23 protein-coding genes are annotated in these 19,906 nt (G+C 50.9%); 9 read left to right on the forward strand and 14 right to left on the reverse strand.

What is annotated here, in order from left to right; all coding sequences use genetic code 11:
- Nucleotides 1–27: 27 nt before the first annotated feature.
- On the forward strand, nucleotides 28–318 hold the full coding sequence (locus AAEZ05_RS11310) for a class I tRNA ligase family protein (protein WP_205891871.1): 291 nt from the start codon (nucleotides 28–30) through the stop codon (nucleotides 316–318).
- Nucleotides 319–530: 212 nt separating this feature from the next.
- Here the strand turns inward: AAEZ05_RS11310 and gltS are convergent, their stop codons facing one another.
- The 5 genes from gltS to AAEZ05_RS11335 form a co-directional block, all read right to left on the reverse strand.
- Nucleotides 531–1,739, reverse strand: coding sequence for a sodium/glutamate symporter (gene gltS, locus AAEZ05_RS11315; protein WP_045058762.1), 1,209 nt, complete (start codon nucleotides 1,737–1,739; stop codon nucleotides 531–533).
- Nucleotides 1,740–1,796: 57 nt separating this feature from the next.
- Nucleotides 1,797–2,735, reverse strand: a complete 939-nt coding sequence (hutG, locus tag AAEZ05_RS11320; RefSeq protein WP_045058763.1) for a formimidoylglutamase — start codon at nucleotides 2,733–2,735, stop codon at nucleotides 1,797–1,799.
- A gap of 20 nt (nucleotides 2,736–2,755) precedes the next feature.
- A complete protein-coding gene (locus AAEZ05_RS11325) occupies nucleotides 2,756–3,481 on the reverse strand; it encodes an IclR family transcriptional regulator (RefSeq protein ID WP_045058764.1) in 726 nt (241 codons plus the stop codon).
- Between the two features lie 315 nt (nucleotides 3,482–3,796).
- The gene (locus AAEZ05_RS11330; protein ID WP_350647386.1) at nucleotides 3,797–4,129 is read right to left on the reverse strand and encodes a type II toxin-antitoxin system HicB family antitoxin; all 333 of its coding nucleotides are present in this window, start codon (nucleotides 4,127–4,129) and stop codon (nucleotides 3,797–3,799) included.
- Nucleotides 4,126–4,359 carry a type II toxin-antitoxin system HicA family toxin gene (locus tag AAEZ05_RS11335; protein WP_350647388.1) on the reverse strand — a complete coding sequence of 78 codons (234 nt, stop codon included), beginning with the start codon at nucleotides 4,357–4,359 and terminating at the stop codon, nucleotides 4,126–4,128. Before AAEZ05_RS11335 ends, AAEZ05_RS11330 begins: the two co-directional genes overlap by 4 nt.
- Nucleotides 4,360–4,760: 401 nt before the next feature.
- On the opposite strand from AAEZ05_RS11335, the gene AAEZ05_RS11340 reads away from it, so the two are divergent.
- Entirely contained in the window at nucleotides 4,761–5,042 is a 282-nt protein-coding gene (locus AAEZ05_RS11340) for a DUF3077 domain-containing protein (protein ID WP_350647390.1), read from the forward strand.
- 551 nt (nucleotides 5,043–5,593) lie between these two features.
- Here AAEZ05_RS11340 and AAEZ05_RS11345 read toward each other — a convergent pair.
- Together AAEZ05_RS11345 and AAEZ05_RS11350 are read right to left on the reverse strand one after the other, a co-directional pair.
- Nucleotides 5,594–5,875, reverse strand: a complete 282-nt coding sequence (locus tag AAEZ05_RS11345) for a hypothetical protein (RefSeq protein WP_350647392.1) — start codon at nucleotides 5,873–5,875, stop codon at nucleotides 5,594–5,596.
- Entirely contained in the window at nucleotides 5,872–6,045 is a 174-nt protein-coding gene (locus AAEZ05_RS11350) for a hypothetical protein (RefSeq protein WP_350647394.1), read from the reverse strand. The genes AAEZ05_RS11345 and AAEZ05_RS11350 overlap by 4 nt, the downstream gene beginning before the upstream one ends.
- 354 nt (nucleotides 6,046–6,399) lie before the next feature.
- Here AAEZ05_RS11350 and AAEZ05_RS11355 point away from each other — a divergent pair, with 354 nt between their 5' ends.
- Nucleotides 6,400–6,975, forward strand: a complete 576-nt coding sequence (locus AAEZ05_RS11355) for a hypothetical protein (protein WP_350647396.1) — start codon at nucleotides 6,400–6,402, stop codon at nucleotides 6,973–6,975.
- A 102-nt stretch (nucleotides 6,976–7,077) separates the two neighbouring features.
- Here the strand turns inward: AAEZ05_RS11355 and AAEZ05_RS11360 are convergent, their stop codons facing one another.
- The 4 genes from AAEZ05_RS11360 to AAEZ05_RS11375 form a co-directional block, all read right to left on the reverse strand.
- Nucleotides 7,078–7,461: a PM1101 family membrane protein gene (locus AAEZ05_RS11360; RefSeq protein ID WP_350647398.1), complete on the reverse strand. Its 384-nt coding sequence runs from the start codon at nucleotides 7,459–7,461 to the stop codon at nucleotides 7,078–7,080.
- Nucleotides 7,458–7,670, reverse strand: a complete 213-nt coding sequence (locus AAEZ05_RS11365; RefSeq protein WP_350647400.1) for a hypothetical protein — start codon at nucleotides 7,668–7,670, stop codon at nucleotides 7,458–7,460. The genes AAEZ05_RS11360 and AAEZ05_RS11365 overlap by 4 nt, the downstream gene beginning before the upstream one ends.
- Nucleotides 7,671–7,926: 256 nt before the next feature.
- Nucleotides 7,927–8,214: a hypothetical protein gene (locus AAEZ05_RS11370; RefSeq protein ID WP_350647402.1), complete on the reverse strand. Its 288-nt coding sequence runs from the start codon at nucleotides 8,212–8,214 to the stop codon at nucleotides 7,927–7,929.
- 387 nt (nucleotides 8,215–8,601) lie between these two features.
- Complete coding sequence (locus AAEZ05_RS11375) at nucleotides 8,602–8,811, reverse strand: hypothetical protein (RefSeq protein ID WP_350647404.1); 210 nt, start codon at nucleotides 8,809–8,811, stop codon at nucleotides 8,602–8,604.
- Between the two features lie 117 nt (nucleotides 8,812–8,928).
- Between AAEZ05_RS11375 and AAEZ05_RS11380 the strand changes: the two genes are divergently transcribed.
- Nucleotides 8,929–9,804 carry a WYL domain-containing protein gene (locus AAEZ05_RS11380; protein WP_350647406.1) on the forward strand — a complete coding sequence of 292 codons (876 nt, stop codon included), beginning with the start codon at nucleotides 8,929–8,931 and terminating at the stop codon, nucleotides 9,802–9,804.
- 295 nt (nucleotides 9,805–10,099) lie between these two features.
- Here AAEZ05_RS11380 and AAEZ05_RS11385 read toward each other — a convergent pair whose 3' ends face one another.
- Genes AAEZ05_RS11385 through AAEZ05_RS11395 form a run of 3 tightly spaced genes read right to left on the reverse strand, consistent with a single transcriptional unit; the run spans nucleotide 10,100 to nucleotide 14,917 of the window.
- The gene (locus tag AAEZ05_RS11385) at nucleotides 10,100–10,717 is read right to left on the reverse strand and encodes a hypothetical protein (RefSeq protein ID WP_350647408.1); all 618 of its coding nucleotides are present in this window, start codon (nucleotides 10,715–10,717) and stop codon (nucleotides 10,100–10,102) included.
- 46 nt (nucleotides 10,718–10,763) lie between these two features.
- A complete protein-coding gene (locus tag AAEZ05_RS11390) occupies nucleotides 10,764–13,403 on the reverse strand; it encodes a DEAD/DEAH box helicase (RefSeq protein ID WP_350647410.1) in 2,640 nt (879 codons plus the stop codon).
- Between the two features lie 2 nt (nucleotides 13,404–13,405).
- Entirely contained in the window at nucleotides 13,406–14,917 is a 1,512-nt protein-coding gene (locus AAEZ05_RS11395; RefSeq protein ID WP_350647412.1) for a site-specific DNA-methyltransferase, read from the reverse strand.
- A gap of 152 nt (nucleotides 14,918–15,069) precedes the next feature.
- On the opposite strand from AAEZ05_RS11395, the gene AAEZ05_RS11400 reads away from it, so the two are divergent.
- The 5 genes from AAEZ05_RS11400 (at nucleotide 15,070) to AAEZ05_RS11420 (ending at nucleotide 19,760) form a co-directional block, all read left to right on the forward strand.
- Nucleotides 15,070–15,813 carry an abortive infection family protein gene (locus AAEZ05_RS11400; protein ID WP_350647414.1) on the forward strand — a complete coding sequence of 248 codons (744 nt, stop codon included), beginning with the start codon at nucleotides 15,070–15,072 and terminating at the stop codon, nucleotides 15,811–15,813.
- Nucleotides 15,814–15,835: 22 nt separating this feature from the next.
- Nucleotides 15,836–16,306 (forward strand): hypothetical protein, encoded by a 471-nt coding sequence (locus tag AAEZ05_RS11405; protein ID WP_350647416.1) that lies wholly within the window; start codon nucleotides 15,836–15,838, stop codon nucleotides 16,304–16,306.
- A 23-nt stretch (nucleotides 16,307–16,329) separates the two neighbouring features.
- On the forward strand, nucleotides 16,330–17,214 hold the full coding sequence (locus tag AAEZ05_RS11410) for a restriction endonuclease (RefSeq protein ID WP_350647418.1): 885 nt from the start codon (nucleotides 16,330–16,332) through the stop codon (nucleotides 17,212–17,214).
- Nucleotides 17,215–17,287: 73 nt separating this feature from the next.
- On the forward strand, nucleotides 17,288–18,112 hold the full coding sequence (locus tag AAEZ05_RS11415) for a GIY-YIG nuclease family protein (protein ID WP_350647420.1): 825 nt from the start codon (nucleotides 17,288–17,290) through the stop codon (nucleotides 18,110–18,112).
- Between the two features lie 28 nt (nucleotides 18,113–18,140).
- Nucleotides 18,141–19,760, forward strand: coding sequence for a DUF4145 domain-containing protein (locus AAEZ05_RS11420; protein ID WP_350647422.1), 1,620 nt, complete (start codon nucleotides 18,141–18,143; stop codon nucleotides 19,758–19,760).
- The last annotated feature ends 146 nt before the right edge of the window (nucleotides 19,761–19,906 follow it).

Consider the following 19,906-nt stretch of genomic DNA (forward strand, 5'->3'; position numbering starts at 1 on the left):
TTTTTCGAACGAATTGGCGCTGACTTTGTGAAGGCCCTGTTCCCCTTTGCTCCGCACGTCTGCTCTGAGATCTGGGAGCAGTTGGGCTACGATACTATTGACTCTGCACCATGGCCCCAAGCTCGAGTGCGCCCGGTCAAGGCGACACGAATCTACATTAACGGCAAGTATGTGGATGATCTTCCGGAGGGGACCGGTGAGGAGTTGGTCGACGTCGATATGGCTCGGGGCAAAGTCATCGAGGCCCTTGAAAGGCGTGCAGTAACCAAGGTGATCTATGTGCCGAATCAGGTCGTGAATTTTCTCTGCGCTCATTAGGTTTGAGCCGAACTGGAGTTGATATTCAGGCTGAGGTGACGTACGCGGTATCGGATTTACCGCGTCGACAAACTGACGGTTATCACCGGCAGTAACACCTCGATCATCCGCTCCCACTAATCATCATTAAATAGCCGATGGCGGCTCATCCGCTGCTCCAAATCGACTGGAGGTTACGCACTTCACCCGCTCAGTCCAAATGAGACCGCCCTCTAGCTGAAGGCGTTGATAAACCAGGTGATCATCGGGATGGCCACAATGTCGATCAGCACGGCGCCGCACAACGGCACGATGATGAAGGCTTTATACGAGAACACTTTGTAGTGGTCACAGATAGCCCCCATGTTGGCCACGGCGTTGGGTGTAGCGCCCAGCCCGTGCCCCATGAAGCCTGCGCAAAGGACGGCAGCGTCGTAGTTACGGCCAAACAGGCGGAACAAAACGAATACGCACAGCAAAATCATGATCACCACTTGTACCACCAGGATCACCAGCAGCGGCAATCCCAGCTTTTCCAGCTCCCAGAACTTAAGGCTCATCATGGCCATGGTCAGAAACATGCCCAAACACACGTCGCCAATGGTGCTGACAGCATGGTCCGGCATGTCGATCGCCTGGCTGCGGTCATTGAGGTTGCGCAAAATAATCGCCACAAACATCGCGCCCACATAGCTGGGCAACACAATGCCCAAGTGCTGCTGCAAGCTGGTGCCCAGCCAGAAACCCAGGACCATGATCACCACGATGCAGGTCAACAAGCGCAACAGGGTCGGTGCATCCAGCGCGGCAGGCGGGTTATGGACCACGTCTTCGAACGCCTTCAGGCTGCCCACCGCTTCCGCTTTAACCGTGAGTTTGTTGCGCTCAATCAACCAGCGCGCCAGCGGGCTACCCAACAAACCGCCCGCCACCATACCAAAGGTCGCGGCCGCCAGCGCCGCAGTAGTCGCGCCGACGGCACCGAGGTTTTCAGCAATCGGGCCGAAAGCCGCCGCCGCACCAAAACCGCCTTCCAGGGACACCGCACCGGCCATGATTCCCAGTAACGGATCAATACCCAACAGTTTGGCAACGCTTACGCCGACTACGTTCTGCACCAGCGCCAAGCCCCAGCACGCCCCCAGGTAGATAAACAGTAACTTGCCGCCTTTACGCAGCAAGCCCAGGCTTCCGCCCAGGCCGACAGTGGTAAAGAAAGCCACCATCAACGGGGTTTGCAAGCTGGTGTCGAGGGTCAGGTTCAGCCACTGTTGGCTGCGTAGCAGCCAAATCAGCAGGGCAAAACCAAAGCCGCCAATCACCGGTGCGGGAACACACAGTTGGCGCAGCCAGTAACTGCGTTTTTTCAGTTGTGCACCCAAGCCCAGGAGAAGCAACGCGAGAGCAAGGGTACTCAGCGCATCCAGTTCGAATGTCAGCATGGCGAATTTCTCTTTTTCTTATGATTTAACAAGTGGTTTCAGGGATTTTCGGAAAACTTAATCAATCAGGCTTGCGAGCAGACGCGCGCCAATGCGGGCGGTTCGGTTTTCGATATCAAGGCTGGGGTTGAGTTCGGCGATGTCGGCCATGCGCAATTTACCGCTGGCTTTGGCATAGCGCGCCAGATGCTCGACGATTTGCATGTCCACGCCATGGGCAGACGGCGCACTGACGCCGGGCGCCTGGCTAGCGGGCAGAACATCGAGGCAGATGGTCATGTAGAGGTAATCGACGTCTTGCAAAAAATCATCGATGAATCTTTCGCAGGCGGTAACGTCCCAGCTGTTCATCTCACGGTCGAGGCGAAAACGCACATTCAGCCGCTGCGCCTGCTCGAACAGTGCCTGAGTATTGTTGAGCTGACTAACACCCAGGCAGCCGTAAGTGAAGGGCATTTCAGCGCGCTGGCAATACTCGGCGATCTGGCGAAAAGGAGTGCCTGAACTGCTTTGTTCGGCAAGGCGCAAGTCAAAATGCGCGTCGAAATTAAGTACACCGATACGGGCCTTCGCCGTGCGTTTGCGCAAGTGATCGGCCAGACCGCTAAAACTTGCAAAAGCGATTTCATGGCCACCACCCAGCCCCAGCGGTAAATGTCCCTGGTCGAGCAACTCGCTGACGTGGTGGGCGTAGCTCTGCTGTGCGCCTTCGAGGTTGCTGTCGGTACAACTCACATCGCCGGCGTCATACAGCGGCGCGTGGCCGTGCCACGCCAGGTTGGCTAAAGCCTTGCGCAGTTCTGTCGGGCCTTGGCGTGCACCGGTGCGGCCCTGGTTGCGTTTGACCCCTTCATCACAGGCCAAACCAACCAGTGCGACACCCGCAGGCTGGTTTTGCGCAAAGGGTTTGACCCATTGGTGCCAGCGCAGCGCGCCTTGCCCTTCGGCGTCGTCAATGCGACCCGTCCACAATGGCATGTCAGGAACAACGGTCATGTTTGAAACTCCAGTCAAATTCAGTCGAGCCGGGCGCTCAGACGCAGCGCCACATCACGGGTCCAGCGGATCAGGCGTTCAGTGCGCTGTTGAGCCCGGAAGGCAGGGGCCATGAGGCTGATAGCGCCTTGCAGGCGGTCGCGGCTGTCGATCAAAGGCGCACTGACCCCCCAGATGCCGTCGTCGATTTCACTTTGACTCACGGCGTAACCGGCAGCCCGGATCTCGGCAAAACTGCGCTGATAGGTCGCAACTTCGCCGCTGTCGACGCCTTGGGCCAGCAGCGCCGACAGGCTTTGCGCCTCATCCATGTGCGCCAGCAACACCCGCGCCGAAGCGCCCACCAGCAATGGTTGCGCCAACCCCTTTTGGTAGCAGCAGCGCAGCGGTTGCGGGCTGTCGATCAGCTCAATGCAAATGGCCTGACCGTTACTGGGCACCATTAACGCAACGCTTTCCTGGGTTTGCTCGGCCAGGCGCTTGAGCTCGGGCTTGGCCAACGTCACCAACACCGCTTCGCGGTCGAACTTTTTGGCCAGTTGCAAACAGGCAGGCCCCGGCAAGTAGCGGCCGTGGCCGTTTTCTTCGGCCAGGCCCCAGCGCAGGAGGGTTTTAAGATGGCGATAGATGCTGCTGAGCGGCTGGGCCAGCTGCTCGGACAGCTCTTTGGCGGAGATCGCCTCACCGGACTGCCCCAAGGTTACGAGGATTTGCAGCAAGCGATCGGTTGGCGTGTTGTAGTTCATTGTTGGCCCCATGCTATTGCCTGCATGGTGGCACGATGTTTCTCATTAACTGAAACAGGTTTCCCACTCAGTGGGAACAATCGGCCATATAACGATCAGCGGTCGCTCATTCGCATTCTTGCAAGCATAAAAATGTGGGAGCGAAAAACACAGCGGGGGGACGGACAGGAGAAAAAAAACAGGGACCTTTTTATCGAATGGAGGCCGTGGAGCTTTCAAACAAGCCGAGGAGATCATTCTGGATCAACGAGATTCTGAATTGGACGATGATAAATTTGAGCGAGCCTTGCGGCTCACCACTGGGAAGAAGACTCGTCAGACACGTGCTTCACGATCAAGAACATCAGCTACCCACTGATTGATACTCTTGTTAGCAAGCTGTGCTTTTACAGCGACTGTCGCGTGCAGCGCTGGAGCGAGACGCAAACTCAGGTTTCCCGAATAGGGTTTCTGCGGTGCGCGGCCGAGCTTGGCGCACATTTCCAGATAGTCTGTGACTGCCTCTTCAAATGCTGAGCGAAGCTCGCCGACCGATTCGCCGTGAAACCCAACGACATCCCTAATGCCAGCAATGTGACCTACAAAAAGGCCGTCTTCATCGCTGTATTCGTTCCGGGCAGCGTAGCCCTGATAATTCATAACGTTCACGGGTTAACTCCTGCTTGTTCAAGAAAAGCCCGAACATCCCGCACCTGGTAGGGCTTTGCTTCGTTGCCCGGATGCGGCCGATGAAAAGTCCCGACCACACCGTTGAGTTCAAAGCGTACCCGCGACCCGCTGCCCTCAACGATCCTGGCGCCAGCTGCGACCAGCAAGGATTCGACCCGGGCCCACTCCAGAGTGTTGGTGGGCAGCAGCTTGTAACCTCGCTGATGCATGAACTGCCGCCCTACCGCATGCGCAAAAACACCACTTTTCCATAAGTTGAAAGTCGGCGTTTTTTGCTTCGGCTTTCGACCGTCTTGTTAGGTCCTAAGCATATCGGGGTGACTCTCGGCGTAGTTGTAGGCAAAATCCGAGAGTTGCGTACGAATCTGCTTTGCTGTGTGTTTGAGCAGGCTAGCGTCTTGATGGCGCGAGGGGCATCGGTATACCCTCATGAGGTCGCTGGAAATCCAGCGATCGGGCTTGGTAACCCGACGAGTTGCGCTCCCCAAGTCACGGAGCTAGACATGGAAACTGTAAATCCGCACAAACGAAGTCTTTCCCCTCCACGCAGTTCCAAATCCTATCAAGCCTCTCTGCTCGCTCTCACCTCTCTCATTGAAGGAGGTGGCAGATGAGCGACAAACCCGAACTGACGACCATTGGCCTCACTCCGTTCCACTATTGCGACAACCAGCCGCTGTTTCGCGTAAACCCCGGCGTTCCTATTGGTAATGCTCTGGCCCAAGCTTCTGATCTGTTGTACCTGGCCAAGCTGTTGACTGCCAACGCTGCTAATGACAAGGAGACAGATAGAAACGCTTGGGCAGCTCACCACCTGACCACCATGAGCAAAGCAGTGGTGGATGATGTACATAAGGTGTTGCGGAGGTGGCCACCGGTGAATACCGATTAATCGTAGCTACAGGCGCCTGATGTACCTCCTCTACCTGAGATTCTACCCCTCAGATCAAGCTGTGAAGACTGGGTTTGATGCTCTTCACGTACACACCAACAGACTCATCAGACGATTCCCGGAGGCGACAGCAGACCGACTGGCGAGTAGCGCCTACCGCCTGCAAAGGCGAGTGTTTTCTAACCCATACACCATAGAGACGTACACGCCACGCAACCTCATGAGGCTTCGTCCTGCACAGACACACGTCCACACCTTCCAGTCCCAGCAAGACCTGGCTCTTGCGATTCAGACAGTCATCACCAGCAAATCCAATCACCAGATCCTCAACCAGCTCGCGAGCTTGACGTTCGAGACGGTCAACCAGCCATCCCTGAATAACGACTTAGACGCTCTGCGCGCTCAGACCGATTGTGTGGCTCTCAGTGTCCACCAACACACCAGATTTCACGTACAGGCACCCTCTTTTAAAACCTTCCTACACCTCTTTTCGGCAGGCAATAAAAAACCGACTTAATGCCGGTTTATACTCACCGAAGAAAATACTTCCTCTATTTCAGCTTTGCCATAAGCAGATCGCGCATTTTCTGTTTTGCACGCTCTACATATTCATCTTCAGTCTCTGCTGGTATTGGCTCACCGATATCTTCGCTTAATTGAGTAACAAACTCATCACTTGAAACCAAAGCTCGAACATCGTGAGCAAATTTACCAGCCTTTGATTCTCCAAGCGAACCAATCGTGGCAACGTTTACTGCGGATTCAACGCCGTTCAGTGTCCGATTTAAGACCGTCGATCCTGATCTGCTTACCAAATATTCAAGAATATTCATACGGTTTTCTCTTCACTGCCTGAATTTTCTTGGGAAGATTGATATTGTTTACGGAAGAAATCCGTAAAGGTATCTACAATGGCGCTGATAATTTTTTGCTTATCTTCTTCACTCAGCTTTGACCACATGTTTAACAAAGCAGCAAATAGCGAAAACAATTTATCCCACATACCTTCATCTCCCCTCAATGCTACCCGAACGCTACTAGAAGGCGAGCGTGCGGAGAATTACACAATATCGGCTGCAAAATTCAAAACTTGATCGTGGAGCAAAAAATTCTTAGGCTACTTTTGGATTTGACACCCTGCCCCTCCAGCCTTGCTCATTTGCCTGAAAGCTATTTCCACCACCGACTCATGAAAACACGACGACTGCCGATCTACATTTGGTAATGCTATTCCGATTGCAATCCACTCGGTAGCACGATGCATCTAAAGGAGAATCAATTGACCGGATCACTGCTAAAATCTTCATCGAATAGGCGTCTAAACGCAATCATAGAGGCCTTAACCCACGCGAGCGAAATGGCACGCGAACACTGTGACATGCCACTAAGCCGGATGCCGGAATATTTTATGGCTGTTCATGTCGCCCGCCATTTCGCTGACTCGTTCACTAACTTTGGTTATCGTCTCGAAGCTTCTGTCAAAGAAACACTGATTGATGCAGGCGTGAGCGAGGATGAGATAAATGACCTTTTAAGCAATGAAAAATTGCGTGGCAACGGTCGATTCGATCTGGTCCTTCGCACCGGGCGCAGAGGTGTGCCGGTTCATGTAATAGAGTTTAAGCGTGGGTCTCGAAATTCTCATCTGTACGAAGATTTGGTGCGTCTTTCATATGTAAGCAATACAGTTCGAGAGGATTCAAGGCTGGTTACTAACTATCTTGTATTTACTACGAAGAAGACAGAAAACGGCTTGAAGACCATGCTTGCCAGTCAAGAAGCTGAGCACCGCGCAGAGTTTCCGCGTGCGCGAGGTAAAATCAGCTATGAGCTGAAGAAATACCAGACAGTGCCACATTGGGCTAAGGATGATGCCAAGCGTGAGGAAAAGCATATGGCGGTGGCTGTATTCGAAGTGAAATACAAGCCGTAAAAACGCTCAGTCAGTCATAAAATCCCGCCTGTAGCCAACAAAACTTTCGGCTGCAGGCGGTGCTCGATTAGCTTACAAAACTCAGGAAAATACATTAGCAGATCAGCATCGCTTAAGCGTAACTTTATCTCCTGAGTTAATCGCTATCTTATAATTGCCCCTAAGTTTCTTCAGTACGCTGAGGCTTCTCACAGAAACTGCCATGGATATAGCGGCAGTGGTTGCTGCCGCCCCTAGAACGCTAATTGCAGCGGCAGATCCAGTAGCAAATCCTACGGTAGCAATTGGTGCAGCTGCGCCTCCTGTGCCAAGCGTAGCGACAACACCATAAAAAACTATGCCGATAGAGCCAATCGCAACGACCCATGCAACCGTTCCTGTAGCTTTAATCCGAACAGTTTTTTTTGCAAGATCACCTTCAATTATGATGGTGTCTTCATTTCGGTTTACCGCATCTGCTAGTTCGGCTTCTGTCGTAACGCTCATTGTTTCTCCTTGGATTTTTTTGTACCTGCCATAAAAAATCCTGCGATGATTATGAGAATAATAATGGGTGGAAAAGCTACGCACAAAGCTATAGCGCCAATTAATAGAACGCCGCCAATCACGACGCCGACCATTTGTCCCAATAGCGGAAGCAGTAGCTTGAATACAATCACAGCTGCGATAATTGCAGCGATTACAATAATAATCATCTTTCACATCCTTGGCATTGTGTTTCGTATACAAATATGCTTTCAGCTCCTGTGCCTGTTTTATCGGCTGCTTGCTCCCGTTCTTTAACCCTAAATCACAACTGCGTTGCTGCTACCCAGTTCGCCAGATTTAGAGGTGATTAGGTGAACAAAGTAGGATGTGATAACGAGATAGCGCAGTGCAATGGCAGCAAGGGCCATTTTTTCCCTAGCGATAAGGGTCTGCAATCTGTATCTGGCATCGAGCCTAACGAAGTTAGTCTGCAGCGAAAATCTGCTTGGCAATAACGGCAATCAGGTGCAGGCACAAGATTACGCCCGTAAAAATTGCTAATCCTTTTGCCGTCATCAGGAAATAGTCTTCGATACCGCGAAACATCCACCCTAGCATCAAGCCCATAACGGCTATCAGAGCGGCGATCAGCAGCAGCCCTACATAAGGACGAATTACCCGTGAGCTGACACCCTTTGCCCCTTCAGTCACAACGCCGACCAAAGCGATCAGCACAACAAAAATAATAATGGCCCCAAAAATGATACCCATGATCCGCCTGAGTCCTAGCCGGATGTCCGTACTGCTCAAACTCGAACAGACGTACCCGGTCTCATAATTTCTTGAGCGTTTCAGCTTCGCCCAATTAGAAGAAATCCCTCAACACTCACCCACTATCGAAGGTTCTAGTTTTCAAGCCAGATTCCAATCCAGAGCTTTTCCCATCCGGTAGCTCGCCTGATTGAGAGATCGCCGCTTCCACATTTCGGGCAATGGCTAAACCTGTCTCCGGGCTTTAAGGCATCGCTTTTAGGGGCTACGGTTTTCTTCCAACCGCATCCACCGCAAATGAAAGTGAGAGCCTTCGGTTTTATCGGCATGTCAGCTGCGCTCCTGAGCAATTGGAATCAGGTCCTGCAGCAAGACCAATTTCCTGTTCTACTGCTCTACATGAGCTTTCTCTGCCCGCAGCGCCGAGCGTAGCTCTTTGTTTTCGGCTTCCCAAATCCGAGCCCAGCGGCAAGCTGCCTTGCAGCCAAGAAGCATTTGCCAGACATCTCGCAGCTTTATGTACTGCAAAACCAGCACCACCGTGATTGCCACCATCAACACCAAAGCCCCTGTGGTTATAGCGTCCAACGCGTTCATATCTACTTCCTTAGTGAGTCCGAGCAATCTCGAAGACAGGATCACGATATGTAGTGTTTGACGACACGTCTAGGATGTAGACTTATACAGGTAAAGCAATCAAGCACATGGTGGCTCATGAAACGCACGAAAGACATCACGCAAGTTCGCTGGGATCTGGCACTTCGCTATCGTTTGATCGAAACCGTAGCATGGTGGGAAGGCAGGCTGACCACGGGGCACCTGATGCAGAGCTTTGGCATCAGCCGACAGCAAGCCTCCAAGGACATCAACACCTACATCAGTGACCATGCGCCTAAAAACCTTACATATGACAAGAAGCTTAAGGGTTACGTACCCAGCAAATTCTTCGAACCTAGGTTCATTGACGACAGCGCCAGTGCCTATTTGCACCTGCTTTATCAAAATAACGAACGCGCCCAACACATCGAAGGGCTTGCGCTGGCATATGCTCACACCAAGGTTCTGGAAGTGCCGGACCGACCCATTCATCCCGAGATTTTGCGACCGTTGCTCAAGGCGTGCCGAGACGGCTTGCGACTAGAAACCGAGTACGTTTCACTTAATACCCCAAATGTGGAAACCCGCCTCATAGCGCCTCACACTCTGGTTTACACGGGGATGCGCTGGCATGTGCGGGCGTATTGCGAGAAGAACGGTCAATACCGCGACTTCGTGCTCAGCCGCCTGCGAGGTCAGCCGGACCTACTTGATTTGTCGGAAAATACCCGCGAGTTGGATGAAGACTGGAATTCAGAAATCCCGGTAATCATCATTCCTGATAAGCGATTGGACGCTCCACAGCAGGCAATCATCGAAGCAGATTTCGGCATGATTGATAGCCAACTGGTGGTGCCCAGCCGCAAGGCGTTGGTGAAGTATGTTTTGCAGCGTTACCAGATTGACCCTAAGAACCTAGCCACAAGCCCGGAGGCCCAGCAGATCGTTGTAGCCAATCTCAAAGATTTGAGGCCTTGGCTCATGCATGACTGATGCTCCAGCTCAATGTTCTAAGAAAGCATCGGCCATTTTCTGGTGACGGCGATAGACGTAGAAGACAAGATGTATCCCCTGTGTCTTTGGTCCTACCTATCAGTTCAAGCTGTGAAATCTGGATTTGATGCTCTTCTACGACACACTATTAGTCTCACTAGCAAATCTTATGAGGCGACATCGTACCTGCTAGCGTGTAGCGCCTACCGCCTGCATAGGCGAGTGTTCTTTCGAGCCCTTACGACAGGCGTAGGTTACGTCCCATAAAGCCGGTTTTTTGCCATGCGATGCGGCTCTACCGACGCGACTCACTTTCGATGCCGGCACGTATACCGGCATTGGTAGACGCCTGATTCTGGCAACGAGGCGGAATCTCAGGATCTTCAGCAGGGTTCACGTACTCACCACGCATTCCCTTCACAGAGGCACGTCCATACATCATTCCCAACTGCTGGCATGACGGTCCAGATTGTGCGACTGCAGGAGCAGCGATAGAAGCCGTAGATGTTGGGTACTGAGTGGTGCTGGAAGCGACTGGCTTTGGAATAGGTGGCTCTGCCTTGGCTAGGTTCACCAGCTTCTCATAGGGATCGTGGTCACGCTGGTAAACGCCATAACCCTTGTAACCCAGCACGACGAGCACTCCGACCAGCAAGAAGATTCCAGCAAGTGTCCCATCGCCATGACGTATCCACGTCTGGCTACGCGCTAACGACGAAGGATTAAGTCCAGAAGCAATCGCGAAGAACCCGAATATCATGCCGCACACTAGGGTCACTGAAATCGTATAGTCCTTGGCAAGCTGCCACGTCCCAAACAAGAAAAGAGCAACAAACACGAAAGCGATAGCGTAGAAAAACCCCTTTACAGATTTCATAATAAAGGTCAGAAACACATCCAAAACGTAAGCCATGTTCCACTACCTTCCCTGTACTCATCGTTTACGATTAAAGCAAAACTCAGTTTTTACCAATGGCATTCAGGAGCTGCTCACGCACACCACGCCCTTGCTCGTCTTTGAGTTGAGCCATCAAGTAGAGACCCTTTCCGCCTGATTTTTTAGCCCAGAGATCTCCGACCATCCGCTTCTCTTTACTGTTGTCATTGCTGACACGATCCCCGCCTTTGTACTCCACAATCAGCAGCCGACCATCCTTGAGTCGGACGACAAAGTCAGGGTAGGTACGCTGGGTAGCCATTGGCATCCAGAACTGGGTCGCGTGTACCAGATTTCGCACCCAAATATCGACTTCATCCAATAACTCAATCGCCTGAGCGCAGAGATATTCCTCAGCATCTTCTCCCTTAGGTGTTTTCCAAGGAAGCATGCCCGGAAACGGGTAGTAGTGTTTTTTAAAATTGAATGACCCTGCGTAATAAGAGGTAGCCGGGTACAGGGCCATGTCCGCTGGATAGGTGAATGCATGATCCGGTTCGGATGAAGTAACCAGCTCTAAATCTTCATGGAATAGCGCCTGCTGGAACCCTTGGTCATATGCTTTCTTCTTTGCAAGCAACAACTGTTCGCCAAGCTTTCTTCTCAGGATGAACTGACCTTTCAGGAGCTGAGAAAGCGAGAAGCCTCTGTTTTCAATCAGACCAGCCACACACCGACGTAGCCATTCACGAAGAACGGGCTGCTTTATCGATGGCTCACGAATCTCCTGATCTAACCAGCCGATTAAATCTGATGCTGTGCGGTCCTGCGCGAAGCCCGGCAGGTACGTACCCACATCGTCTTTGACGTTCTGGAACTGGACCGTCCTATCATCGAGATACACCTCAAACGTCATGCTTGATTCGTCAAACCGGAAGGATGAAAGGTCAGGTGGAGACGACAGCAGATCCCAGCTAAACGATGCGGAAAGCGCGCCACGGTCAACAAGTTCAAGCTCACCTTGCTCGACCGAGTAAAGGCGTGGAACCTGAAACACCACACCCCTTTCACTCGGGGCTTTGGCAGCCACCGTTGCTTGCTGATGCCTCTCTACCTCAGCAGCGACTGCAGCCTTTTTATCCTTGCCTGAGACTGTCGAAACGATGGCTTCAACGGTTAGTAGATCGAGTTCGTCTTTTAACTCAACTACTCCGCCAGGTCCGTCAGCATCAAGCACGAACAGAACCCGCTCATGGTCACGCTCAGGAATCTTCGAAAAGTCAGGAGCCTTTGCCACAACGACCCTAGAAACAGGAAGGTCAGGAGTACCCACCTGACCACCTTGTAATGCCAGCTCAGGAGTCTTCTCTTTTCGGATGGCGGCAGCAGCTTCCATTGGGTTGAACCCAATGTTGATGAGCGATTGGGTAAGCTCACCTGCAGCACGTCCAAAGGTATCCGTAGTGACATGTGCATACGCTTTGCTCATCGCTTCCTGACGACGAGGGACCGCATACGGCATGCGCAGAACACGTCCAAGAAGCTGTTGAATATCCTTGTCAGATTTCACCTGAGCTACAGAGCAAAAGACGTAGGCAAAGGAGCAGTCCCAGCCTTCTTTCAGAGCCTGTTTGGTGATGATGACTTCGATTGGACAGTCATTGGCAAACAAGTCGATTCCGTCAATTTCCCGAGTTGTGCCAGTCGCGATAGCAATCGCTTTTTCGTCCACACCATCAGTGTCGATGAGATGCCGTTTGACCTCTTCAACAGTGGCTTCACTCTTGGCGTTTTCAGCCTGTATGAGCAAGATTGGGCGAATGTACTCAGGTTCATCCAGCGCCGTTTTGGCGAGGCTTTTTCGCCGTGCTACGGCACTGCTGACTGCAACCTGCCATTCCCCGTTGTGCTCTTTTAGAATCACAGGGAATTTGATCATGTTTTCTGCTTTCAACTCGAATGCAGAAACACTGACTAGTACGTTCGAGCTGGAGACATCAGGGGTGGCTGTAAGCTCCACCACTGCCTTTGGACCAAGACGCTCATATACAGTGTACGAAAGAGGCGTAGTCGCGTTGTGCGCCTCATCCATGATGACCAATGGGCCATGAAGCTTGAGCAGGTTTGCGAAGGAGGCAACGGCTTTCCCGTCCTTTCCTTTGTCGAGGCGTTCGAGCTGTTTGGCAGATCCAGTAAAATGACCCTCTAGATCCTCATGATGCTCGTAGACCTTTCGTCCCTCTTCTTTATCGACACGCAGTGCAGCCACAGTGGAGATAACCACACAGACTTTTGTGACCAGATCCGCTGGACGGATTCGCGTGAATTCTGCCACATCGAAAATCGCAACCTGACCTCCGAAAGCATCATCAAGCTCTTGCCGATACGGGTGACGATGGTCGCGAAAAGCTTCAATGGTCTGGGTCTTAATCTGGGTCGTTGGCACCATCCAGAGAACAACAGGGTACTGACGCTCTAGGTAGGATGAGCCACAGATTTGGATGATGTGGGCACCCATCACCGTCTTCCCGCCGCCCGTAGGAATGCGTAGACAAACGTATGGGATTTCAGGCAAACCCGGCATCAATTTGTAATCGCTGACCAGCCCTACATCAACGGTCTGCTCGAATGCTTTTGACGGTCCTTCCAAACGTGCCACGTCGAGAAATTTCTCAAGGCTCGACAATGCACGGGTCTGGTACAGCTTTAACGTGAGAGCCATGATTAGCGAGCCTTAATGTCGTATGGGGTTTGCCGAAAGGTGATTTTTGATTCCAGAAGAAGCTCAGATGGAATAGCGCACGCCTCTCCGTAAATCACCATAGGACCATCAGTCTTAGGCAAAGCTTTGAGAATGCGCTTAGTCAGGACGTTTCCGCCTGCCGCAGTCAGATCCCCGAGAATGCCGTTGAACAGAAGGTAATAGGACGTGCCATGGTGCTCACCGAGAAATGGAGATTTCTCAGCGGATGATGAACGAGCAGTACCGGTTTCTGCGAACCATACGTGAGCGGCTAATTGCTCGAAGGAAATGCCTTCTCGGATGTATCCTGAATCATCGAAAACGGGAACACCCAATTTATAATATCGGTAGCCTCCCCCACCAATCCAACCCAACGCTTCGGAGATACCACCTTGCTCCCCGTTAACAACCTGCTGCAGTCGAGGGGCACAGAAAAGCCGAGCGTTGGCTGACATTTCAATGCCTATCCAATTACGCTTCATTTTGTGTGCAACCGCAGCAGTGGTGCCTGATCCTAGAAAACTATCCAGTACCAAATCACCGGGCTTGCTTGCCACTTCCAAAACCTGCCTCAAAAGGCGTTCAGGCTTCGGAGTGTCGAAGGCTTCTACATCCTGAAACAGAGCCAAAATTTCTTTCTTCGCCTCTTCGGTCGTTCCAGCGTCAATGGCATGCCACAACGTCATAGGAACAAGACCTTCGTCTTCCCAAGGGAAGCGTTTTAAGCGAGGTTTACCCTTGCCGTCTTTTGGAAAGTAAACACGGTCTTCGGCACGATAACGATTGAATACCGACTCCACCGCGCCCCAGCACCTACCTTTCGGAGGCAGATGAACGTCACCTGAGTCGCTGGTGATTGGGTACATCTGATTAGGTCGGAATCCCTGCGCTGAAAAAGGAATGGATCGCCAAGGACCGCGAGGATCTTGGTCAGCATTCCCGTAGCCCTTATCGTTGGAAGGAAGAAGGTTTCTGTATTTCTTCCACTTCGACGCTTCCATTTTGGCGTAGACCAGCATGGTGTCGTGGGATGAGCCAACCGCCGCACGGTTTTCACGGGAGGTACGTTTTTGCCAGATGATTTCGGCAATGAAGTTTTTACGACCAAAAATCTCATCGCAAATGACTTTCAAATAATGAGCTTCGTTGTCGTCGATTGTTATCCAAATTGATCCTTCCTGACTCATCAGCTCTCGTAGAAGCTCCAGCCGGGGATAAATCATGGACAGCCATTTCGAATGCTCTAGGTTGTCATCGTAGCGTTCGAAGGCGGATTTCGTGTTGTACGGTGGATCTATGAAAATGCATTTCACCTGACCGGCGTAGTACGGGAGAAGCGCTTTCAGCGCGTCGAGGTTGTCGCCTTCAATCAGCATGTTCGGAGAGTCCGGCTCTCCATGAGATAGTTCAGCAACCGGCTCAAGCAGACGATAAGGCGCAAGGGCAGCCCGCGTCAGGTCGGCATCACGGTTGAACCAAGACAGTAGAGGCATTCAGAAGGGTTCCAAGGACGGCAAAATCAATCCCCTACTTTACCCGTTTTAGGTGACGGCTAGCCATCGCCAAAGCCCCCTGATAGCGGATCGCCGGTATGCTATAGACTGGGCAAGGGTTGCCCAATTCTCAGTGCGTAACAGGGTCAGAAATGCATCCACTATCCGAAGAAGCAGAAGCGCTCCAGAACATTCTGGTTTCACAGGCTACAGGCAGTAACGAGGACGATACGGCGTATCTAATGCTCAGACGCGCCATTCTGGATGACCCTACCCTTGCCACGATGGTGCCTCGATGCGTGAACACCTGCCGCAGCCTTGGTCAGTTCTGGCAGTTCATCAAGAACAAGTACGGCACCTATGCCGAACGCCGGACCTACCTATGGGACGAATTTCGCCCGTTGCTCGACTATGTTGAGAAAGGTGGTTCATCACCAGCAGATCATGTGGTCACTGGTGCGATTGAGCGCTTCGACTCTGAGCATGTGAGAGTCGCTTGGACCAAATCATTGGAGAGACGAACCACAGATCCAGAAGGCGCAATCACGATGGCGCGTACTCTTCTTGAATCTGTCTGCAAGCACATCTTGGAAGAAGCCGAGACCGAGTATGACGAGACGCCAGACCTCAACAAGCTGTACCGCCAAACCGCTGAATTGCTCAACCTTGCTCCATCCCAACACACTGAGAAGGTTTTCAAGCAGATCCTTGGCGGCTGCACATCCGTGGTAGAAGGATTGGGGGCTTTAAGGAATCGACTGAGCGATTCCCACGGCACAGGAAAAGCAGGCGTCAAACCGGCACCCCGCCATGCGGAATTGGCAGTGAATCTCGCCGGTTCATTAGCCCTTTACCTGTTGAGCACTTGGGAAGCTAAAGCGCCACCAGCGGACTGAGCACTGACACAAGGAGCGTGAAATGGACAACGGACTGATCGACCTTGAAGACGCGATGTATCGTCTCTATCTAACATTTTATCCAAACGACAAACCGGCAAAAACTGGTTTCGATGCTCTACCCTCCCACACTCTCAGTCTCATCAGCCAGTATCCAGAGGCGACGGGACACGTCATATCCAGCATCGCTTACCGCCTGACAAGGCGAGTGTTATCTCAGCCTTTCACAGTAGAGCGTCATCAGCCTCGATCCCTCATCAGGCTTCGTCAGGCTCGCACTCAGGTCTATACCTACGAATCACAGCAAGACCTGGCTCTTGCGATTAGCCACGTCATCACCAAGTCTGCAGAGCCTCAGATCCTTCAAGAAATCGCGTGTATGACGTTCAAAAGCATCAACCAACCATCATTGAATCTAGACATTGATTCCCTGCGCGAATCCAGTGAATCTTTGGCAGTCGCCGTCCATCAGCTTGCGAAAAAAGCTTCATAAAATCTTATAAGGAAAGTTTAAACATGAATTTGCAAGAAGAATTTCAAAAACTTATCGATAGTGGCGATTTACCTGTGGAAAGCATCGGTCCTAGAAACGATGCCATCAGCCGAATTCAAGCGACAAAAGGAAGCGGATGGACGTATGGTTTTACTGATAGTCAAAGTTTTGAACCCGATCAGATTTTTCTAGGATTAATCAAGCTTGATGAAAACTTCCTATATAACTTGGGGGTATACGTCGCGGCTTTCAAAACCGCATCACAGAAGCTTGAAAACCACATACCAGTCTTATTAGCAAAGAAAGATAGGTTAATTCGAACAGACGAATTTGGCGAAACAGTAAATACGAACTGGAACTCTTACCTTGAAAGCTATTACAAAAGCAAAATAGAACCATATATTAATGGAATAATAGATCAGTTATCAGAGGATAATTTCCAATCGTTCGAAACCTCTAAAATGAATTTTATTTTTTGGACGGTAGTGAACAAAGCCAAAATATTGCAAGCTATGCATATAAATTTAAATGCGTACATTGAGTTAAACAGAAAGGAATACCAAGGCACACCATTAGATATTTCTGGGAGTGAATATGAATCAAAAATCGCTACCCTTATTAACACTGAAACATCATGGTCAGCAGAATTGACCAAAGCGACAGGCGATCAAGGCGCGGATCTCCTACTTACAAAAGGTCCAATCCATATCGTAATACAAACTAAATATCATAAAGCTGCTATTGGGAACTCAGCGGTACAGGAAGCGTATGCAGCTCAAAAGCACTACAAGGCAGATATGGCTTTCGTCGTTTCGAATTCTGGCTTCACTAAATCTGCAGAAGATCTAGCACATTCCACCGGCGTAAAACTTATGACTGACAACCAATTGCTTGATTTTTTGAAATGATTAAGCATGATTCCCAATGCAAATCAACTGAATACTTAGCGATTGCCGTCCACAAACCCACCTGAGCCACCTCATGCTGATGAAACTGTTAAACAATTACCTTCCGTCCCTCACACTGAAAAACACGAAGGTTCATCTGGCTCAACATAACGGGCATGAACACCCGATGGACGTTTACCTTGAGGGCAGATTCGACAAATGGCAGTCGTGGCAGACGAAGAAGAATTTCGAATGTAAATATGTGATTGGCTTACTGGAGATTCCGGGTACGCGGAAGTGGCTACTGGCTGGTGTGTATGATTCCCTCAAAATTAATCGAAAAGTCCCAACACGCAACGGCTTCGATTACATCTACGATTACAGCCGTTTGCCCGAGTTTGAGGAACTGGTGGGTAGACTGGTGTTGCATTACAAGAAATCCCGAGCCAACTATATCTATCTCAAAACCTGCGCTCCCACCATGGTCGTTTCGTCGATTCTAGAAAAGCCGATGACCGTAGGTAGATTCCCCGGTTTCAAGGACTTAGACGTAAGCCATCGAGAACTAAAAATAATCGTTAAACAAGGCTTGGAGTCATGGCAGACAGCCCTTTCTAGTGTTGCAGGCGTCTACCTGATCTCCGACCGCATCAAGGGTGAAGAACAGCTATACGTTGGTTCAGCCACTGGCACAGGTGGGCTATGGGATCGATGGTCGAACTACGCGAACAGTGGTCATGGCGGGAACACACGCATCAGGGATCTGCACACCAAGCGTGGCAAGGATTTCGCGGAGAATTTCAGGTTCAGCATTCTTGAAATCGCAGACAAACACACAGGGAAGGAAGAAATGATGTTGAAGGAAATTCATTGGAAGCGCCGCCTTCTCACCCGCGACAGTGGTCTGAACGGCAATTGATTGGTTTCCAGAATCGAGGAATATAAAAATGAATGACTACGAATTCGCAGACAGCATTTCTGCCGAAGCTGGGAAATTTTACCGCAAAGCGAAATCGCGGCTCGTTGACCTTCCTGAGCACTCGTTGATAAACCAGCGTTCGCTGGCAGTGGTCATCTGCAACATTATAATAAATTGCACCTCAGCCGAAATCGACCTTTGGCAAGACCTTGACCACAAAATTGGCAAGCTAAAAAGATCCCATCTAATTAATTTCGACGTTGCTGATTCCCTAACCTCAGTCAGAAAAAACGGCAACATCGGCGCACACCCTGAAAAATACAATTTAACAGATGCAGAGAAGCTTGAAATCACCAAGTCATCCATCAAGGACTGCTTGAACCTTCTCGAACACGCTTATCAGCTCATGCATGGAACCGCCTCTGTCCCTACCTATGAGGTCACTGAGCCTGTCGGTGATTTCCTCCAAACCATGAGCTACAAGGCGATGGTAGAAGGTGATGCAGAGTCTCAGTACCTCGCAGGCAGGTACTTCCAAGGCAGAGCTGCAAAATACGACGATGACATTCGAAAAATCGGACATGGTTTTTTGGGTCGTGAGTACCACTCGTACCTAGAACAGGCTCAGATGTGGTTCAAGCTTGCCCAGCATCAAGACCATCGCGAAAGCCTCTATGAATACGGTATGACGCTTGCCAATGGTCAAGACAAGTCATTGGTAGGCATGGGTCAAGGCTGCATCGCTCGATCTGCCGGAATGGACTACGCCGAAGCTCAGGTTCAGCTAGGTATTTACCTACGATATGGATCGCACGGTTTTGATGTAGATCTTCCAGAAGCCCTGTACAACTTCACCGAAGCTGCTCAACTTGATCACCCAGTAGCACTCGCTGAACTGGCAGAAATGCACGCCAATGGCTGGGGAACGCCATTGGACAAGCAGAAGGCTTTTGAGTGTTCAGTCCGTTCGGCAGAGGCTGGCTACCCACAGGGTCAGTTCTACCTTTCAAATTGCTATGCAACCGGCATGGGCGTGGAGCCAAACGATGAACTTGCCTTCGAGTGGCTTGCTAAATCAGCAGAGCAGTTCCACCCAAAAGCGATGTTTGTCCTAGCTCACGCCATTACCAGCGGGCAAACAACTGCTTTCAAAATCGAAGTCGCCAAGAACTACCTAAACCACTGTCTGCACGTCCCTGCCCTTCAAAACGATGCACGGGTCAGCTATGCGAAATACCTCTTGGAATTCGAACCGGGGCTAGAAGGTATGATGGTCGCAGCGTCGTTGTTCCAAGAGTGCTTTGAGAGCGAACCTGCAGGTTCAGATCTCTCCAAGGAGTCTGCCACGCTTGGCAGGAAAACCATCACTGAGATTCGTCAGTCGATTCCGAAACTGATTAACAAACCTAAGCTCATCGAAGCTGCATTGATAATCTCGGCATATTATGACGACCAAGGCTACCCATACAAAAACCGAGCAGAGCGTATGGAAATGATTATGGATATTTCCAAAAAGCACAGTGCCGGAAAAGATATTTCGGGTCATTTGAGAACGCTAGGAATCTCACAAGACCATCCAAAGCAAGGTAGAAACGAACTGTGTGCTTGCGGCTCTGAGAAGAAATACAAGCTATGTCATGGACAGTGAGATCTGAGAGATCTGAGAGACAGCTAACCGTACATTTTTGCTAAAGGACAACCAAATGCTTGACGTAAATGCGCATTCCACGCCATCCGGCCACCCAGTCCACCAACATCCGGCCACTCGTTCCACGCTCATCCGGCCAGGCAGTC

The organism is Pseudomonas sp. HY13-MNA-CIBAN-0226, assembly GCF_040310305.1.
Lineage (GTDB): Bacteria > Pseudomonadota > Gammaproteobacteria > Pseudomonadales > Pseudomonadaceae > Aquipseudomonas > Aquipseudomonas gregormendelii.

Excerpts from the sequence above, each read along its gene's own strand:
- AAEZ05_RS11395 (WP_350647412.1), bottom strand. The coding sequence starts at position 14,917 with ATGCCTCTACTGTCTTGGTTCAACCGTGATGCCGACCTGACGCGGGCT.
- AAEZ05_RS11340 (WP_350647390.1), top strand. The coding sequence starts at position 4,761 with ATGAGCGACAAACCCGAACTGACGACCATTGGCCTCACTCCGTTCCAC.
- AAEZ05_RS11385 (WP_350647408.1), bottom strand. The coding sequence starts at position 10,717 with ATGGCTTACGTTTTGGATGTGTTTCTGACCTTTATTATGAAATCTGTA.
- gltS (WP_045058762.1), bottom strand. The coding sequence starts at position 1,739 with ATGCTGACATTCGAACTGGATGCGCTGAGTACCCTTGCTCTCGCGTTG.
- AAEZ05_RS11350 (WP_350647394.1), bottom strand. The coding sequence starts at position 6,045 with ATGTGGGATAAATTGTTTTCGCTATTTGCTGCTTTGTTAAACATGTGG.
- AAEZ05_RS11370 (WP_350647402.1), bottom strand. The coding sequence starts at position 8,214 with ATGGGTATCATTTTTGGGGCCATTATTATTTTTGTTGTGCTGATCGCT.
- AAEZ05_RS11365 (WP_350647400.1), bottom strand. The coding sequence starts at position 7,670 with ATGATTATTATTGTAATCGCTGCAATTATCGCAGCTGTGATTGTATTC.
- AAEZ05_RS11380 (WP_350647406.1), top strand. The coding sequence starts at position 8,929 with ATGAAACGCACGAAAGACATCACGCAAGTTCGCTGGGATCTGGCACTT.
- AAEZ05_RS11355 (WP_350647396.1), top strand. The coding sequence starts at position 6,400 with ATGGCACGCGAACACTGTGACATGCCACTAAGCCGGATGCCGGAATAT.
- AAEZ05_RS11420 (WP_350647422.1), top strand. The coding sequence starts at position 18,141 with ATGAATGACTACGAATTCGCAGACAGCATTTCTGCCGAAGCTGGGAAA.
- AAEZ05_RS11390 (WP_350647410.1), bottom strand. The coding sequence starts at position 13,403 with ATGGCTCTCACGTTAAAGCTGTACCAGACCCGTGCATTGTCGAGCCTT.
- AAEZ05_RS11400 (WP_350647414.1), top strand. The coding sequence starts at position 15,070 with ATGCATCCACTATCCGAAGAAGCAGAAGCGCTCCAGAACATTCTGGTT.
- hutG (WP_045058763.1), bottom strand. The coding sequence starts at position 2,735 with ATGACCGTTGTTCCTGACATGCCATTGTGGACGGGTCGCATTGACGAC.
- AAEZ05_RS11335 (WP_350647388.1), bottom strand. The coding sequence starts at position 4,359 with ATGCATCAGCGAGGTTACAAGCTGCTGCCCACCAACACTCTGGAGTGG.
- AAEZ05_RS11415 (WP_350647420.1), top strand. The coding sequence starts at position 17,288 with ATGCTGATGAAACTGTTAAACAATTACCTTCCGTCCCTCACACTGAAA.
- AAEZ05_RS11325 (WP_045058764.1), bottom strand. The coding sequence starts at position 3,481 with ATGAACTACAACACGCCAACCGATCGCTTGCTGCAAATCCTCGTAACC.
- AAEZ05_RS11345 (WP_350647392.1), bottom strand. The coding sequence starts at position 5,875 with ATGAATATTCTTGAATATTTGGTAAGCAGATCAGGATCGACGGTCTTA.
- AAEZ05_RS11360 (WP_350647398.1), bottom strand. The coding sequence starts at position 7,461 with ATGAGCGTTACGACAGAAGCCGAACTAGCAGATGCGGTAAACCGAAAT.
- AAEZ05_RS11405 (WP_350647416.1), top strand. The coding sequence starts at position 15,836 with ATGGACAACGGACTGATCGACCTTGAAGACGCGATGTATCGTCTCTAT.
- AAEZ05_RS11375 (WP_350647404.1), bottom strand. The coding sequence starts at position 8,811 with ATGAACGCGTTGGACGCTATAACCACAGGGGCTTTGGTGTTGATGGTG.
- AAEZ05_RS11410 (WP_350647418.1), top strand. The coding sequence starts at position 16,330 with ATGAATTTGCAAGAAGAATTTCAAAAACTTATCGATAGTGGCGATTTA.